The organism is Kineosporia sp. NBRC 101731, assembly GCF_030269305.1.
In the GTDB taxonomy this organism is placed as follows: domain Bacteria; phylum Actinomycetota; class Actinomycetes; order Actinomycetales; family Kineosporiaceae; genus Kineosporia.
The window spans coordinates 206557-222293 of record NZ_BSTC01000005.1 but is presented as its reverse complement, the minus strand read 5'-3'; the positions used below and the strand labels follow the sequence as shown (position 1 = coordinate 222293).

General features: G+C 70.8%; 14 protein-coding genes and 1 pseudogene. 11 read left to right on the top strand and 4 right to left on the bottom strand.

The annotated features are described in order from the left end of the window. Positions 1–13: 13 nt before the first annotated feature. Positions 14–1366, bottom strand: a complete 1353-nt coding sequence (locus QSK05_RS16570) for an MFS transporter (RefSeq protein ID WP_285598123.1) — start codon at positions 1364–1366, stop codon at positions 14–16. On the opposite strand from QSK05_RS16570, the gene dhaK reads away from it, so the two are divergent. From dhaK to QSK05_RS16525, 8 genes and pseudogenes are all read left to right on the top strand, one after another. Continuing rightward, positions 1353–2354: a dihydroxyacetone kinase subunit DhaK gene (gene dhaK, locus QSK05_RS16565; protein WP_285598122.1), complete on the top strand. Its 1002-nt coding sequence runs from the start codon at positions 1353–1355 to the stop codon at positions 2352–2354. The two genes, QSK05_RS16570 and dhaK, sit on opposite strands and share 14 nt — an antisense overlap. Next, positions 2355–3011: a dihydroxyacetone kinase subunit DhaL gene (gene dhaL, locus QSK05_RS16560; RefSeq protein ID WP_285598121.1), complete on the top strand. Its 657-nt coding sequence runs from the start codon at positions 2355–2357 to the stop codon at positions 3009–3011. 5 nt (positions 3012–3016) lie between these two features. Continuing rightward, positions 3017–5521, top strand: coding sequence for a phosphoenolpyruvate--protein phosphotransferase (gene ptsP / locus QSK05_RS16555; RefSeq protein ID WP_285598120.1), 2505 nt, complete (start codon positions 3017–3019; stop codon positions 5519–5521). A gap of 97 nt (positions 5522–5618) precedes the next feature. Continuing rightward, positions 5619–6831 (top strand): annotated as a pseudogene (locus QSK05_RS16545) (inorganic phosphate transporter). Positions 6832–6883: 52 nt separating this feature from the next. Then, complete coding sequence (locus QSK05_RS16540) at positions 6884–7192, top strand: hypothetical protein (protein ID WP_285598118.1); 309 nt, start codon at positions 6884–6886, stop codon at positions 7190–7192. Between the two features lie 6 nt (positions 7193–7198). Further along, on the top strand, positions 7199–7507 hold the full coding sequence (locus QSK05_RS16535) for a DUF3349 domain-containing protein (protein WP_285598117.1): 309 nt from the start codon (positions 7199–7201) through the stop codon (positions 7505–7507). Between the two features lie 215 nt (positions 7508–7722). Next, positions 7723–8973 carry an inorganic phosphate transporter gene (locus QSK05_RS16530; RefSeq protein WP_285598115.1) on the top strand — a complete coding sequence of 417 codons (1251 nt, stop codon included), beginning with the start codon at positions 7723–7725 and terminating at the stop codon, positions 8971–8973. Between the two features lie 67 nt (positions 8974–9040). After that, a complete protein-coding gene (locus QSK05_RS16525) occupies positions 9041–9349 on the top strand; it encodes a hypothetical protein (protein ID WP_285598114.1) in 309 nt (102 codons plus the stop codon). Between the two features lie 4 nt (positions 9350–9353). On the opposite strand, the gene QSK05_RS16520 is transcribed toward QSK05_RS16525, so the two are convergent. Both QSK05_RS16520 and QSK05_RS16515 read right to left on the bottom strand, forming a co-directional pair. Continuing rightward, a complete protein-coding gene (locus QSK05_RS16520) occupies positions 9354–9821 on the bottom strand; it encodes a group II truncated hemoglobin (protein WP_285598113.1) in 468 nt (155 codons plus the stop codon). A 61-nt stretch (positions 9822–9882) separates the two neighbouring features. Further along, entirely contained in the window at positions 9883–11142 is a 1260-nt protein-coding gene (locus QSK05_RS16515) for a GlnX family signal transduction membrane protein (protein WP_285598112.1), read from the bottom strand. A 419-nt stretch (positions 11143–11561) separates the two neighbouring features. On the opposite strand from QSK05_RS16515, the gene QSK05_RS16510 reads away from it, so the two are divergent. Both QSK05_RS16510 and QSK05_RS16505 read left to right on the top strand, forming a co-directional pair. Then, positions 11562–13037, top strand: a complete 1476-nt coding sequence (locus QSK05_RS16510) for an MFS transporter (protein ID WP_285598111.1) — start codon at positions 11562–11564, stop codon at positions 13035–13037. 195 nt (positions 13038–13232) lie between these two features. After that, the gene (locus QSK05_RS16505) at positions 13233–14885 is read left to right on the top strand and encodes a GMC family oxidoreductase (protein WP_285598110.1); all 1653 of its coding nucleotides are present in this window, start codon (positions 13233–13235) and stop codon (positions 14883–14885) included. Here the strand turns inward: QSK05_RS16505 and QSK05_RS16500 are convergent. Further along, positions 14871–15182, bottom strand: coding sequence for a hypothetical protein (locus tag QSK05_RS16500; RefSeq protein WP_285598109.1), 312 nt, complete (start codon positions 15180–15182; stop codon positions 14871–14873). The genes QSK05_RS16505 and QSK05_RS16500 overlap by 15 nt on opposite strands. 125 nt (positions 15183–15307) lie before the next feature. Between QSK05_RS16500 and QSK05_RS16495 the strand changes: the two genes are divergently transcribed. Continuing rightward, positions 15308–15496, top strand: coding sequence for a hypothetical protein (locus tag QSK05_RS16495; protein ID WP_285598108.1), 189 nt, complete (start codon positions 15308–15310; stop codon positions 15494–15496). Positions 15497–15737: the final 241 nt, after the last annotated feature.

Genomic DNA, 15737 nt, shown 5'->3' with positions numbered 1-15737 from the left:
GCCCGCGGGAAGATCATTCTGAAGCCGTAGCCGGGGGTTTCGTCGCCGGCGCCACCAGCACCGCCACCACCATCGCGACCACGACGGCCAGCAGCGCGGTGAGCACCGAGAACACGTCACCCAGCAGACCGACCAGGGGCGGGCCGCCGAGGAAGGCGCAGTAGCCGATGGACGCGACGACGCTCACCCGCGCCGGTGCCCGGGTGGGCTCGTCCGCGGCGGCGCTCATCCCCACCGGGAAACCGAGCGCCGTACCGAGCCCCCAGAAGACCGTGCCCACGAAGGCCAGCGGCACGGTGGGCGCGTAGACGAAGAGCAGCAGCCCGGCCGCGGCGGTCACGGCCATGATCTGCAGCAGCCCGGCGCGGCCGTAGCGGTCCAGGAGGTGCGGGCCGAACCAGCGCCCGGCCGTCATCGCGACGAGCACCACGGCGAACCCGAGCGTGCCGACGGTGTCAGAGGTACCGTGCCCGTCGATCAGGGCCACGCTGGCCCAGTCGTTGGACGTGCCCTCGGCGAACGCGAACGTCAGCACGAACAGGCCGATCAGCAGGGTGCGCGGCTCGGTCCAGGCCAGCAACGGTGAGGTCTTCACGGACGCCGGTTCGCTCTCCGGCTCGGGTTCGGTGTCGGGCACGAAGGAACGGACCGCGACCGGTACGTAAGCCGCGACCACCGCCGCGACCACCAGCAGGTGCAGCGGCACCGGCACGCCGAGCCCGACCATCAGGGCGCTGAGCAGGGCCCCCGCCACCGTTCCGAGGCTGAACCCGGCATGGAAACGTGGCATGATCGCCCGGCCCAGACGGCGTTCCACCACGGCGCCCTGCACATTCATCGCGACGTCCCAGCCGCCCTGGGCGAACCCGAACAGCACCAGACCCAGCACCACGACCGGCACCCCGGCCTCGTAACCGAGGGCGACCACGGCCAGCGCCGCACCGTCCAGGACGGCGAGAGTGGCCACGGTGCGCCGGGATCCGAACCGGGTGACGATCGCTCCGGCCATCGGCAGGGCGACCAGCGAGCCGATCGCGATCGACAGCAGCACCAGCCCGAGCTGCCCGGCACTCAGCCCGAGCTGCTCCTTGAACTGCGGAATGCGCGACGCCCAGCTCGCGAAGATGAAACCGGTGGCGATGAACGCGGCATAGGTGGCCCGGATGCCCCGATGCGTCTCGTCACGGCTGGTGTCGGTCATGACGTCGTGCCTCTCGGAAAGGTGTCTGGGGGCGAGCTCGCCGACCCTATCCGCGCCGTCCGCCTCGTTCGTCCCACCCGGTCCCTGGTCCCCCGCCGGAGAACGGCGTACCGTCGCCTCACCGGTGATCACCGACGGCAGGAGCGACTCGATGAAGAAGCTCATCAACGCACCCGAGGACGTGGTCGTCGAGTCCCTGCGGGGTATGGCCGCCGCCCATCCGGGCCTACGGGTCGACCTGGCCCACCGGATCGTCTACCGGGCCGACGCGCCGGTACCCGGCAAGGTCGCCCTGGTCTCCGGCGGTGGTTCCGGACACGAGCCCCTGCACAGCGGTTTCGTCGGTCTGGGCATGCTCGACGCGGCGATCGCCGGTGAGGTGTTCACCTCGCCCGTACCCGGTCAGGTGGTCGAGGCGACGAAGAACGTGGACTCCGGCGCCGGGGTCGTGCACATCGTGAAGAACTACACCGGCGACGTGATGAACTTCGAGATGGCGGCCGAGATCGCCGCGCAGGAGACCGGGATCGAGGTGGTCGCGGTGATCACCGACGACGACGTCGCCGTGCAGGACTCGCTGTACACCGCGGGCCGTCGCGGCGTCGGGGTGACCGTGCTGGCCGAGAAGCTCGCCGGGGCCGCCGCCGAGGCCGGGCGCCCGCTGCAGCAGGTCGCCGACGTGGTGCGCCGCGTCAACGCGAACGGCCGCAGCATTGGCATGGCCCTGACCTCGGGCACGGTTCCCGCTGCCGGCCGGCCGACGTTCGACCTGCCCGAGGGCGAGATGGAGATCGGCGTCGGTATCCACGGCGAGCCCGGCCGTCGCCGTGTGCCCCTGGCCCCGGCCGGCCAGATCGCCGGACAGCTGCTCGACCCGATTCTCGACGACCTCGACTTCACCGATGGTGACGGTGTCATCGCCTTCGTCAACGGCCTGGGCGCCACCCCGCTGATCGAGCTCTACCTGATGTACGGCGAGGTCGCGGCCCGGCTGGAGAAGGCCGGGGTACGGGTGGTGCGCTCGCTGGTCGGGCCGTACATCACCAGCCTGGACATGGCCGGCTGTTCGGTGACGCTGCTCAAGGTGGACGATGATCTGGTTCGGCTATGGGATGCCCCGGTCAACACACCGGGACTGCGCTGGGGAGTCTGATTGAGCGAGATCGTCGATGTCACCACACTGAGGTCCTGGCTGATCCGGTTCGCCGGTGACGTGGAGGAGCACGCGGCACAGCTGACCGAGCTGGACTCGGCCATCGGTGACGCCGACCACGGGTCCAACCTGACGCGAGGGCTGAAGGCCGTGGTGTCGGTGCTCGCCGATGACGCCACACCGCCCAGCATCGGGCCCATGCTCAAGCAGTCCGGGATGGCGCTGGTCAGCTCGGTCGGCGGGGCGAGCGGGCCGCTGTACGGCACGTTCTTCCTGCGGATGGCCACCTCGGCCGGGGAGTGCGACGCCATCGGCCCGGACTCGCTGGCCGCTGCGTTCCGTGCCGGGCTGGAGGGGGTGCTGGCCCGGGGCAAGGCCGTGGCCGGCGACAAGACGATGCTCGACGCGCTGATCCCGGCCGTCGAGACGCTGGAGACCGCTCTGGGTGAGGGCCGGCCGTTCGGCGAGGCCCTGCGGGCCAGCGCCGACGCCGCCGAGGCGGGGCGCGACGCGACCACGCCGATGCTCGCCCGCAAGGGCCGCGCCAGTTACCTGGGCGAGCGCAGCGTGGGGCACCAGGACCCGGGCGCCACCAGCACGGCCCTGCTGTTCCGGGCCGCCGCGAACACGATGATCGACGGTGAGGACAACCAGTAGCGCTCATGGACGCAACGGTCGGCATCGTCGTCGTCTCGCACAGCCGTCCGCTGGCCCGGGCCGCGGTGGCGCTGGCCGGGCAGATGACGCCCGGTGCACCGGTGCGGGTGGCCGTGGCCGCGGGGCTGGACGAGGAGACGCTGGGCACCGATGCCGTCGCGATCGGCGAAGCGGTCACCTCGGTCGACGGCGCGGCGGGCGTGCTCGTGCTCATGGACCTGGGCAGCGCGGTGCTCTCGGCCGAGCTGGCCCTGGAACTCCTGGACGAGGAAACGCGGCGGCGCGTGCTGCTCTGCCCGGCTCCCCTGGTCGAGGGACTGGTGGCGGCGGTGGTCACGGCAGCCGGCGGCGCCGGGCTCGGTGAGGTGGCCACGGAGGCCCGGAACGGCCTGGCGGGCAAGCAGTCCCAACTGTCCGAGCAGTCCGAGCAGTCCGAGCCGTACGAGCGGTCCGGCACCACGCCGGAACTCTCTGGTCCGGCCATCGGGCAGGCACCGGCCGAGTCGGCCCGGTTCGTCATCACCCCGGCCCACGGCCTGCACGCCCGCCCGGCCGCACGACTGGTGACCCGGTTGCGCGAGATCGAGGCCCAGGTCGAGATCCGCAACGCCACCACCGGTTCGGTCTGGGTGCCGGCCCTGAGCCTGACCCGGGTCACCACGCTCGGGGTGCTGGCCGGGCACGAGGTCCAGGTGCGGGCCACCGGGGCCGAAGCCCTCATCGCCCTGGAGCGCATCGCAGCGCTGGCGGCGAGCAATTTCGGCGAGCCCACCGGGCCGGTGGACGATCTCGTCAGCCGCCAGAAGCCCTCGGCCTCCGCCTCGGCGGCCTCCCCCGGTATCGCGATCGGCCCCGTCCACCGGGCCACCCACGCACCCCGACTCGACGACCCAGGGCCGGCAGACGTCCACCATCGAACACCCGAACTCGAGAAGCGCGCCCTGGCGACCGCCCGGGAGGCCGTGCGCCGCCATATCACCGGCCTGGAAGGTCTTCTTGCCCGAGACGAGGCGGAGATCTTCGAGACCCACCTGGCCCTGCTCGACGATCCGGACCTGCTCGGCCGCACGCACGCACGGATCGGCGACGGCGAGCCGGCGGCCCGCGCCTGGGCCGCGACGGCCCGCGAGACCGCCGGCCGGTTCGATGGTCTCGCCGACCCATACCTGGCCGCCCGGGCCGCCGACGTGCGCGCGGTGGGCGAACAGGTGCTGGCCCAGCTACTTCCCCCGATTGACCCGGTTGAGGAAACCTTATCCGGGCCGGGCATTCTGGTTGTCGAAGACCTCACGGCGGCCCAGGCCGCCACCCTGGACGGCAATGTCACCCGGGGCGTGGTGATGGCGGCCGGCAGCCCGAGCGGACACGCGGCGATCCTGATCCGGGCCCGTGGCATCCCGGCCGTGGCCGGGGCCGGCGCCTTCGTCCACCAGCTGCCCGACGGCACGGTCGTCGCCCTCGACGGCACGACCGGCGAGCTGGTGATCGACCCCAGCGACAACGCCCAGCAGGATTTCCGCGCCCGAGCCGAAACTGCCCGCCGCAACGGTGAAGTGGCTCTGCGGCAGACCCATTCCCCGGCCGTCACCCGCGACGGCGTCCGCATCGCCGTCGGGGCCAACGCCTCCACCCCGGCGGAAGCCACCGCGGCCCGGGCCCGGGGCGCCGACCTGATCGGGCTGGTGCGCACCGAGTTCCTGTTCCTGAGCCGCGACACCCCACCCGACGTCGACGAGCAGGAAGCGGCCTATCTCGATCTGGCCGACGCGTTCGGCGGCGAGCGCATCACCCTGCGCACCCTGGACGTGGGGGGCGACAAACCGCTGGGCTACCTGCCGATGCCGGTGGAGGCCAACCCGTTCCTCGGCGTCCGAGGGCTGCGGCTGGGACTGCGCCGCCCGGCGATCCTGACCGAGCAACTGCGGGCGATCGTGCGGGTGGCCCGGCAGACGCCGGTCGGCGTGATGTTCCCGATGGTGAGCACCCTCGACGAACTAAGATCGGCCAGAAGGCTTTTGGACGAGGTGGTCGGGGCCCGGGCCCCGGTCGGACTACGCGTAGGGATCATGGTGGAGGTGCCGGCCGCGGCCCTCAAGGCGGCGTCGCTGGCCCCGTACGTCGATTTCCTCAGCATCGGCACGAACGACCTCACCCAGTACACGCTGGCCGCCGAGCGCGGCAACGACGATGTCGCGACCCTGGGCGACCCCTTCGACCCGGCCGTGCTGAAGCTGATCCGCGCCACCTGCGACGGTGCCGCCGGACGGGCCGAGGTGGCGGTGTGCGGGGAGTTCGCCGCCGACGTGCGGGCCGTCCCCCTTCTGGCCGGACTGGGGGTGACCGAGCTGAGCGTGACCCCGCGCTCGGTGCCGGACATCAAGCAGGCGATCAGGACGACCGATCTGGGCGAGTCCCGCGAACTGGCCTCGGAGGCACTGGAACAGCCCTCCGCGGAGGCGGTTCGTGAGGTGCTGCGCCGCCGGCTCGCGCCCGGTCCCCGCCAGAAGTAGTTGCCTCAGCACACTGAGTGAACGAGCGGCAAACAGTTGCGGACGCCTCGTGCGAACCCCTGGATCAGAACCCGATACGGGGTGAACCCTGGCGGTTGTGACGACAGCTTCGGTCATCCTCGTCCTGGTCGTCGTCGTGGCTCTGGCCTTCGACTTCACCAACGGATTCCATGACACGGCCAACGCCATGGCCACGTCCATCGCGACCGGCGCCCTCACCCCCAAGGTCGCGGTCGCACTGGCCGGCGCCCTCAACCTCGTCGGTGCCTTCCTGTCCGTGGAGGTGGCTCTGACGGTGACCAACGCCGTCGTCAAGATCCAGGACTCCGACGGCGCCCCCCCGGCCCGACCTCCTCAGCGGCGGCGGGTCCGACCTCCTGATCATCGTGCTGGCCGGCCTGATCGGCGGCATCGCCTGGAACCTGCTGACCTGGTTGCTCGGGCTGCCCTCCAGTTCGTCCCACGCCCTGTTCGGCGGGCTGATCGGCGCCACCCTGGCCGGCCTCGGCACCAGCGGCCTGAACTGGAATGGCGACGGCTCGAAGGTGGACGGGGTGCTCGGCAAGGTCATCCTGCCCGCGCTGGCCTCACCGATCATCGCCGGGCTGGTGGCGGCCGTCGGTACCTGGCTGATCTACCGGATCACGGCCGGGGTCGCACAGCGCTTCACCGAGACCGGCTTCCGCTGGGGCCAGATCGGCTCGGCCTCGCTGGTCTCCCTGGCCCACGGCACCAACGACGCCCAGAAGACGATGGGCGTCATCACCCTGGCCCTGATCGCCTCCGGGCACTGGACCGATACCGAGAACATCCCGTTCTGGGTGAAGGCCGGCTGCGCCCTGGCCATCGCCTCGGGCACCTACCTGGGCGGCTGGAGGATCATCCGCACGCTCGGCAAGGGTCTGGTCGAGATCGCCCCGCCGCAGGGCCTGGCCGCCGAGGGGGCCTCCGGGGCGGTCATCCTGATCTCCAGTCACCTCGGCTTCGCCCTGTCCACGACCCACGTGGCCACCGGCTCGATCCTCGGCTCCGGCATCGGCAAGCCCGGGGCCACGGTGCGCTGGCGGGTGGCGGAGCGGATGGTCGCCGCCTGGCTCATCACGCTCCCCGCGGCCGGCCTGGTCGGGGCCGCCACCTGGTATGTCGCCGACCTCCTGGGTGGCGGGCTGCTCGGTGCCGCGGTGATCACCGCTGCGCTCACCGCGGCCGCGGTCGCGATGTGGCTGCACTCCCGTAAGGAGCCCGTGCACCCGGGCAACGTCAACGACGAGTGGGAGGCGCCCGCCGCCCACCAGACCACCGCAGCCTGATCCGACCTGATCCGACCTGATCCGACCTGATGCGAAGAAGAGGAGATCCGACGTGCACACGCTCTCACTGGTGTGGGAAGACCTCTGGAAGATCACCGTGGCCGGCCTCGTCCTCGGGGCCGGACTACCCGCCCTGTTCGCGGTGGGCATCCGATCGCTGGCCTACGGCACGGGCGGTGACGCGCAGGAGCACGCGGCCGGTAGCTCCCCCGCACCGCACCCGATCGGCCGGGCCCTGGCCGGACTGTGCTTCGCGATCGTCCTGCTGGTGGTCGCTCTCGGCATCGTCCTGATCGTGGCCTCCGGCTTCGGCAAGGAACTCAGCTTCGCCAGCATCTACCCGACGATCCAGGACCAGTGATTTCCGGTGCCCGATGAGATCTCCATCGTCAACCGCGTCGTCTCCTGGCTGCGAGCCGGATATCCCAGCGGCGTGCCGCAGCAGGACTACGTGGCGCTGCTCGGCCTGCTGCGCCGCAAACTCACCGAGACCGAGGTCCACCAGATCGCCGCCGATCTGTCCATGCAGGCCGAACTCGGCGTCGAGATCACCAGTGGCGATGTCGAACGCATGATCGGTGACGCCACCCTCGACACCGCCTCCGCGCAGGACATCGCCCGGGTCTCCGGCCGGCTGGCGGCCGGTGGCTGGCCCCTGGCCGACTTCGAGGTCTGAAGCCGGCTCCTGGCACGACCTGCCTCCAGGTCTTCCTGATCGCCCCGGTCGACCAGGAAGGAGGGCGTTCGCCTCTTGTCAATGGTCACCGAGCGAAGTGACCGATGGCAAACAGGCCATCATCCCGTGACCTTCGGTGAACGACGGGCAAACTCTGCCCGACCGTTTGCGGACTTCTCTGGAACAGAGCTGCATTCGGGCGCGACGCTGCTGCCGTGACAACCGCAACGGTGCTTCTCGTCCTGGTTGTCGTGGTCGCCCTGGCCTTCGACTTCACCAACGGCTTCCACGACACGGCCAACGCGATGGCGACCTCCATCGCAACCGGCGCCCTGACCCCACGGGTCGCCGTCGTCCTGTGCGGCGTGCTGAATCTCATCGGAGCCTTCCTGTCCGTCGAGGTGGCACTGACAGTCACCAACGCGGTGGTGAAGATCCAGACCTCCGACGGCCTGCCCCGGCCCGAACTGCTGACCGGCGGCGGCAGCGACCTGCTCCTGATCGTGCTGGCCGGCCTGATCGGCGGCATCACCTGGAACCTGCTGACCTGGCTGCTCGGACTGCCCTCCAGCTCCTCCCACGCCCTGTTCGGCGGGCTGATCGGCGCCACCCTGGCCGGCCTCGGCACCAGCGGCGTGAACTGGAACGGCGACGGCTCCAAGATCGACGGAGTGATCGGCAAGGTCGTTCTGCCCGCCCTGATGTCGCCCTTCATCGCCGGCCTGGTGGCCGCGCTCGGCACCTGGCTCGTCTACCGGATCACCACCGGGGTGGCCGCACGCTTCACCGAGAAGGGCTTCCGCTGGGGCCAGATCGGCTCGGCCTCGCTCGTCTCCCTGGCCCACGGCACCAACGACGCCCAGAAGACGATGGGCGTCATCACCCTGGCCCTGATCGCCTCCGGGCACTGGACCGATACCGAGAACATCCCGTTCTGGGTCAAGGCGAGCTGCGCGGTCGCCATCGCCGCCGGCACCTCGCTGGGCGGCTGGCGGATCATCCGCACGCTCGGCAAGGGCCTGGTCGAGATCACCTCGCCCCAGGGCCTGGCCGCCGAGGGCGCCTCCGGCGCGGTCATCCTGATCTCCAGCCACCTCGGGCTGCCCCTCTCCACCACACACGTCGCGACCGGCTCGATCCTCGGATCGGGGGTGGGCCGGCCCGGTGCGGTGGTGCGCTGGCGGGTGGCGGTGCGGATGGTGGGCGCCTGGCTCATCACGCTCCCCGCGGCCGGCCTGGTCGGGGCCGCCACCTGGTACCTCGCCGACCTGCTGGGCGGCGGGCTGCTCGGCGCCCTGGTGATCACCGCATTCCTGGTGGCGGTCTCGGCGGCCATGTTCCTGCACTCGCGCAAGGCACCGGTGCACTCGGGCAACGTCAACGCGGAGTGGGACGGCACGAACCCGGACGACCCGGCACTGCCGGCTGTGCAGGCCCTGCAGACGGAGCAGCACCTCCCCGCCTGACGGCAGGCCCGAACCCCTCTGCTCCTGCTTTGCTCCCGCTCTGATCCCGCTGACGAGGAACCTTGACATGCACACGCTTTACCTTGAGTGGCAAGCCATCTGGAAGATCCTCGGGGTCGGCCTGATCCTCGGGGCCGGCCTGCCCGCCCTGTTCGCCCTCGGCATCCGCGCCATGGCCTACGGCACGGGCGGCGATGCCGAGCAACACCCGGCCGGGGCCCTTCCCGCCCCGCACCCGGCGGGCCGGGCACTGGCCTACCTGATCTTCGCGCTGGTCCTGCTGGCGGTCGCCCTCGGCATCCTGGTGATCGTGGCCTCCGGCTTCGGCAAGGAAGTCAGCTTCGGCAGTGTCTACCCGACCCTGCACGACAAGTGATGAGTTAGGGCAGGTAGGGAGGCGCCACGCCCCAGCCCCAGCGGGGCACGGGTGCCTCCTTCACCACCTCGGCGCCCGGCTGCGCATTGCTGAAGGCCAGACGGGTGCCCCACTCCACGTACCCGACGAAGGCCGCCCGGAACTCCGGGTCGGCGGGCAGCCCGGCGTCGTCGGCGGCCCGGCTCATCAACGTGGCGAAGCGGAAGCGCTGCTCCGGCGTGATGCCGAGGTCGATGTGGTGCCGCAGCATCGAGGGATATCCCCCGAGCTCAGCGGTGTACCGCGCCGGGCCCCCGAAGACCTCGCACCACCAGAGGGTCACGTGCTCGCGGTGGGCCCGGCTCACTCCGCCGGGAAAGAGCGGTGACAACAGGTCGTCCCCCTCGACCCGGTCGTAGAACGCATCGATCAGCCGCCCGAAGGCCGCCGCCCCGCCTGCCCAGTCGTAGAGAGTGGGCTCATCGGTCGTCATGACTTACAGCGTAATCATGATTACAGGGCGATGGGGTCACTTCCCGCTCACCCGGGGTGGATCATCGGTACTCGCGCCGCCGGGCCGCGATGCCCACCCAGCCCAGCACCGCTGCCAGTAGACCGACCACCAGCGTGATCCAGCCGACGAGCCGCAGGTTCGCCCCGGCCGACTCCCAGGCGTCGTCCGCCGTCTGCACCTGGCGGGCAAGCAGCGCCCCGCTGTAGGCGTCGAAGGCCTCGAACGCACCCACGGCACCGCCCGGTGCCGGGTTGGACGCGGACCGCCGCACGAATGCGTCGTCTCCTTCAACAGCCCGCGCCAGCAGGCGCTCGTGCACCCCGCCGTAGTAGCTGAGCTTGCCCGTCACGTTCGCCACGTCGTCCCGCACCGCCTGCGGCTCCCCGGCCGCCGCGGTCCGCAACCGGGCCAGGGCATCCTGGTAGGACGCCTGCCAGGCCTGCTCACCGTCCACCGTGCTGCCGTCGAGCGCGGCCCGGGCCTCCGACGAGCGGGCGTCGAACGCCGAGAACCGGGCCTCCACCACGGCGTCGGCGATCCGTAAGGCGTGGTCCTGCACCTGGCTCACCTGTTGCCGGCTCGCCACGACCACCGCCACCCCGGCCACGGTCACCAGGACCAGCACCACCACCCCGGTGAGCAGACCGAGGTTCAGCAGGCGGCGGGTGCGGCGGGTCAGCCACAGGTGCACGGCGATGATCACGAGCACCGCCAGGATGCCGGCCAGGACGGTGATGACCGGTGCGGTGTCGGCCGCCGACCCGTCATCGGCCAGCCGCTCCCGGCCGGCCTGCTGCACCTGCGCCAGCCGGGGCAGCACCTGCGTGTGCAGCACCTGCGAAGCCTCGGCCAGCGCGCCGGCCGCCTCGTCGCGCCGGCCGTCCTGCGCCAGGGTCCGGGCCGCGGCCACCTGCATGACGTACCTGGTCAGGTACTTGTTCGCCGTCGCCAAGGAGGCGGCGTCCTCGTCGGTCCGCGCCGCGGTGACCAGCCCGAGGAACGCCGGCTGGGCGTCGTACGCGAACAGGCGGTAGCTGAACTGTCCCGGATCGGCACCGGTCAGCAGATCGTTGCCCGCGTCGGTGTCAGCGATCACCAGAGCCGTGCGCGCGGTCTGGATCCGGACCTGCTGTGCCGTCTCCGCCCGGGCCTGTTCCAGGGAACCGGCCCGGCGGGCCAAACCCTCCCGGCCGAACACACCGGCCAGCACGGCCACCGACAGCACGACCACCCCGGCCGCCAGCAGGAGGTCCGGGGTCGAGCGCCGCAACCGGACGGCGCCACTCAGCCTCTGGTGCATATCCGCCGTCCTCGCCCGTTGTGCATCACAACAGCCAATCCGGGACAAGGAAACACCACATGACCTTCACCGGGCCGGATCACCAAGGCTGGATGACCGGCTCCCGTTGGGCCATCCGGTGGGTGTTCGGCGGTCGGCGTAACGGCCGCTCCGCACGACAACGTTTCACCTACGCTCGCGTAAGCTACGAAGGCGCAGGTCAGCCCTGCGGTGGGGAGGGGAAACCCCTCCGGTTGACCGCCCCCTGAACTGCTTGCACGCTGGTTGTTGTCTGGCCACGGGGGCCAATCCACGCCTGCCACGCGGTCTTTGCTCCTGGACGCGGACGCGTCCGACGGAGTCGACCGTCAGGTCGCTGTAGCGGCACGTAGCGGTCCGCACCGACCTCAGGCCTGCCGACTGATACTGAGGAAAACCCTGTGTTTTTCGCTGCTTCGATCTTTTTCGCACTCAACGGCATCACTTTCGGAAGCTGGGCGGCCCGGGTTCCCGACATCGCCCGGGACCTCCAGCTGACGCCCGCCACTCTCGGCGCGGCCCTGTTCTGCATCTCGCTCGGGGCGCTCGCCAGCATGCAGGTTACCGGTTTCCTCTGCGCCCGTTTCGGTTCCCGACGGGTCGGGCAGGTCACCGTGCCGTGTTTCGCCACCACCCTGCCACTGCCCGCACTCGCCGGTAATCTGCCCGAACTCTGTGGCGCACTCCTGGTTTTCGGCCTGGCCAGCGGGGCCGCGAACGTCGCCGCGAACAGCCTCGGGGTGGAGGTGGAGGCCCGGGCGAAGCGACCGATGATGTCCTCCCTGCACGCCGTCTTCAGCTTGGGCGGCCTGGTCGGATCGGCCGCCGGCGGTGTGCTGGCCGGGCTTTTACCAGCTGTGCTTCACCTTTCAAGTGTCGCCGGTGTCTGCCTCCTGGTCTGCGCCTGGCTGACCCGGGTGATCGACAAGGTCACCGGCCCCGCCCGGGAACCCTCGCCCCGTCGCCGCCGGGCACGCCACTCCAAGACCGAACCAGCTGGTAGTCATCTGATTTCGGTCAACCTGCTGCCGGAGCAGACGGCACCGTCCCTGCCCGGCCGCTTCTCTTCGCACACCGCGGTCATCATCACGCTCGGTGGTATCGCCGCCTGCACGGCCTTTGCCGAGGGGGCCCTGGGCGACTGGGGCGCTCTGCATCTGCGGGAGAACCTGCACGCCAGTCCCGGTCTGGCGGCAGCCGGATACGCGCTCTTCAGCCTCGCGATGGCGATTGGCCGGATGGCCGGCCACCGTCTGGTCGCGCGCCTCGGGGACACCCGAATGCTGCTGGGCGGAACGCTTCTGGCGGCCGGGGGCACGCTGGCCGTGTCTTTCGGCGCCAGTCTGCCGATCGCCCTCAGCGGCTTCCTGATGGTCGGCCTGGGCCTGGCCAACGTGTTCCCCCTGGCCATCGGCCGGGCCGGAGTGCTCAACGGGGCCAAGGGCGTGGGACTCGCGGCGACCGTCGGTTATGTGGGACCCCTTGCGGGGCCGCCCCTGATCGGCCTGCTCGCCGGCCAGGCGGGCTTGCGTACGGCGCTCAGCGGGGTCGGCGTCCTGGTGCTGCTGGCCAGCGTGCTCTCCGTGGTCGTCGCCGTCGAGGCCCCCCGCGCCACCAGCGTCGCGGCCGCCTGGCGCGTCCGCTACGCCCGCACCCGGGACCGGGCCGCCGTGGCCCGCACCCAGGTGACGGCCGTACGCCGGACCGGCCTCGGCCTGAACCGCGCCACCCGGAACGTCACGATGCGCCTCGGCAGCACAGCCACCCGGATCACGGTCACCGCTCACACCCTCGGCGTCGTCTCCCGCGAACAGGCGGCGGTGCTCACCCTCTCCGCCCAGGCCCAGCAGAGCGCCAACGAGTCGGCCAACGCATGAGGGAGCCGAACTCGCCAGAGCGGAAAGACCCGATCCTCCAGCAACTTCAGGACTGCGTTCCGCCCTCGTCCTTCGTTCGTGATCAGGCTATCCCCCGGCCGCCGGTCAGGAGGCGCCCCACGTCCCGGGAAGGTTCGCATGATCACGAACAAGGAGGCGGCGGGCACCGCACCACCACGCACTAAGGTGGCCAGGATGAGTGCGTACGACGTGGTGGTGGTCGGGGCCGGCGCTTCCGGCGCACCACTCGCCGCCCGCCTCAGTGAAGACCCGGCCTGCAACGTGCTGCTGCTCGAGGCCGGGCCCGATGTCGCGACCACGGCCGGGTTCCCGTCCGAGATCCTTGACGCCGGCGGGCTCGGCGCAGCCGTACCGGGGCATCCGAACAACTGGGCCTTCCTGGCCCACCTCACGCCCGACCTCAGCTACCGGGTGGCCCGGGGCAAGATCCTCGGTGGCTCGACGGCCATCAACGGCACCTATTTCATCCGGGCCCGACGGGCCGACTTCGACGGCTGGGCGGCTGCCGGCAACACCGAGTGGACCTACGAGAAGTGCCTGCCGTTCTACCGGCGCCTCGAGAACGACCACGACCGACCGACCTCGGAACTGCACGGTCACGACGGGCCGATGCCGGTCACGCGGGCCCCGCAGTCGCAGCACCCGGTCACCCGGGCCTTCGCACAGGCCTGCGCCGAGCGCGGGTTCGTTCCGGAGCCGGACAAGAACGGCCAGGAGACAGCCGGCTACGGGCCTCTTCCGGTGAACGCGCTGGACGGCGTGCGGATCAACACCGGCATCGCCTACGTCAACCCGGCACGCGACCGGCCGAACCTGACCGTACGGGGCGACACCCTGGCCCGGCGCATCGTCTTCGACGGCACGCGGGCGACCGGCGTGGAGGTCGAGACCCACGGCCGGGTCGAGGTGATCGCGACCCCGCTCGTCGTGCTCAGTGCGGGCGCCATCAAAACACCGCACCTGCTGGCTCTTTCCGGCGTCGGACCGGCCGCGGAACTGAAGGCGGCCGGGATCCCCCTGGTGCACGACTCCCCGGGTGTCGGCAAAGACTTCTCCGACCACCCGAACATCTCCGTGAACTGGACCCCCAGGCGCCGCCTGACCACACGCCGCCAGCGCGACCTGTTCCAGAGCGTGCTCCATCTCACCGCCGAGCACTCACCCCACGACGGGGATCTGGAGATTCTGCCGCACCTGAAACCCCTGGCCGAGGCGCTCGGCCGGCCCACCGGCCACCGGCCTGCGAGGCTGCTCCCGCTCACGCGCCCATGGCTCGCGATCCTGCGCAACCGGAGGGGCGTCCCGTGGCACCGGCTGATGCAGCAGGTGGCCACGCGCAACGATCTGGCGTTCTCGGTGGCGGTGCAGCAGGCGGCCTCACGGGGCACGATCACCACCACCTCGCCTGACCCGCACGTCGCACCGACGATCGAATACCACTACCTGAGCGCACCCGAGGATCTGCGCCGGATGCGCCAGGTCGTACGGGTGGCAGTGGCACTGCTGCGGACCCGGGCCTTCGAGAAGTACTTCCGCCGCCTGAGCGAACTCGACGACGCCGTGCTGAACGACGACGAGCAGCTGGACGCCTGGATGCTCGCGCATCTGGGCACAGCGATCCACGCCTGCGGCAGTTGTGCCATGGGCCCGGAGTCCGATCCGGACGCGGTGGTGGACCAGTACGGGACCGTCCACGGGATCAGCGGGGTCCGGATCGCCGACACGTCCATCCTGCCGGGCACCCCGTCCCGGGGCCCGGCCGCGACCGCGATCCTGATCGGCGAACGGGTCGCCGGCTTCATCCGGGCCGGGTCACCAGCTCCGTAGGTCGACCACGTCGAAAGGCCCCTGCGGGTGCTGAGGGTCGAGCACCACCACCTGGCGACCCTCGTGGGTGGCCCGGTCGAGGTACCGCCAGAGTCCCAGCGACTTCAGCACCCCCTCCTCGATCGAGGCGACGCCGTACTCGGCGAACATGGCCATGAGGCTGCGGTGCAGGTCGGGCGCCAGGCACAGGGCCAGCTCGGTCGTCAGCCCGGTGGCCGCCCCGGCCCGTGTCACCGTGACCGGGTCGTCGTCCGGACCCGCCGTCTCGCTGCCGTACACACTCGTCACTTCGGCCATCGACTTTCCCCCGTGTCTTGCACTCACCGACCACGCATCGCTCAGTACATTACACAGAGTCAACACTTCGTCACAGGGGTTCCATCGCACGACGCAGGGAGATTCGCCGGATGCCAGAGAACCGGATGCCAGAGAACGCCAGGCTCGAGGTCACGCGGATGCCGCACCAGCGCGCAGCCACCTCGGTACGAGAACTTCGCGACCTGCCCGAACCCAGGACGCGCAAGACCGACTGGGTGGTCCTGTGGCCGTACACCCACTGCCTGCCGCTGGATTCGCACTACTGCTGCGTGCACGCCCACCCGCAGAACTGAACCCCTGTGGGTGGGGATGGACGCGCGCCACGCCCATCCCCACCCGGTTCAGGGGAAGTACCGCCGTGATCGTGCACAGGGCCCCCGGCGACCGGCTCACCCCGCAGCGCCCGTAGATCGCCGGGAACCTTGTCCACGATCACGATTCCTCGCCGTTCCCACGTCGTGACGAACAGCCTTTCCGGAAGGGCCACGGGCCGCGACATCACCGGGTTGAGGGATGCGTGCGGGGGGATGTGTC

Bases quoted from the DNA above. Each gene is read 5' to 3' on its own strand.
- QSK05_RS16525 (WP_285598114.1), top strand. From the start codon at position 9,041: ATGCACACGCTTTACCTTGAGTGGCAAGCCATCTGGAAGATCCTCGGG.
- QSK05_RS16570 (WP_285598123.1), bottom strand. From the start codon at position 1,366: ATGAGCTTCTTCATCGAGTCGCTCCTGCCGTCGGTGATCACCGGTGAG.
- QSK05_RS16520 (WP_285598113.1), bottom strand. From the start codon at position 9,821: ATGACGACCGATGAGCCCACTCTCTACGACTGGGCAGGCGGGGCGGCG.
- QSK05_RS16505 (WP_285598110.1), top strand. From the start codon at position 13,233: ATGAGTGCGTACGACGTGGTGGTGGTCGGGGCCGGCGCTTCCGGCGCA.
- QSK05_RS16495 (WP_285598108.1), top strand. From the start codon at position 15,308: ATGCCAGAGAACGCCAGGCTCGAGGTCACGCGGATGCCGCACCAGCGC.
- QSK05_RS16500 (WP_285598109.1), bottom strand. From the start codon at position 15,182: ATGGCCGAAGTGACGAGTGTGTACGGCAGCGAGACGGCGGGTCCGGAC.
- dhaK (WP_285598122.1), top strand. From the start codon at position 1,353: ATGAAGAAGCTCATCAACGCACCCGAGGACGTGGTCGTCGAGTCCCTG.
- QSK05_RS16515 (WP_285598112.1), bottom strand. From the start codon at position 11,142: ATGCACCAGAGGCTGAGTGGCGCCGTCCGGTTGCGGCGCTCGACCCCG.
- ptsP (WP_285598120.1), top strand. From the start codon at position 3,017: ATGGACGCAACGGTCGGCATCGTCGTCGTCTCGCACAGCCGTCCGCTG.